The sequence below is a fragment of the Mesorhizobium sp. M7A.F.Ca.MR.362.00.0.0 genome (assembly GCF_004023175.1).
Classification (GTDB): Bacteria; Pseudomonadota; Alphaproteobacteria; order Rhizobiales; family Rhizobiaceae; genus Mesorhizobium.
Map to the genome: position 1 here is coordinate 805 of NZ_RZTF01000768.1, position 369 is coordinate 1,173.

Genomic DNA, 369 nt, shown 5'->3' on the forward strand with positions numbered 1-369 from the left:
CCATCCAGACATTGGCCTTGCGCTGGCCGGGCGGCTCGATCGGCCGCTGCTCGCGCTCGGATTTCTTGCCGCCGCCCGGCTTGCCGCCAAAAGCACCACGCGGTTTGTCACCAAAGCCACCGCGAGGCTTGTCGCCGAAGCCGCCGCGCGGCTTGTCGCCAAAGCTGCGTTCGGGGCGCGGGCCGCGTTCGCCAAAACTCTTCTCCGCGCTTCTGTCGGGACTTGTCGACAGTTTGCCCAGCGCCTCGTCGCGGCTGCCTTCGCGGCGTTTGCGGTTCTTGATCAAACCGCCCTCGCCGATCGGGCGGCGCTCACCGTCGCGGGTGAACTTAGGCCGCTCCGGCTCCGGCTCGCGAACTTCGGTGCGCC

At 68.8% G+C, this 369-nt stretch carries 1 pseudogene (only partly in view); it reads right to left on the minus strand.

The window, feature by feature from the left end:
* Window positions 1-369, minus strand: a pseudogene (locus tag EOC06_RS37555) (RNA pseudouridine synthase) (its annotated part extends 206 nt beyond the left edge of the window); the annotation flags it as partial.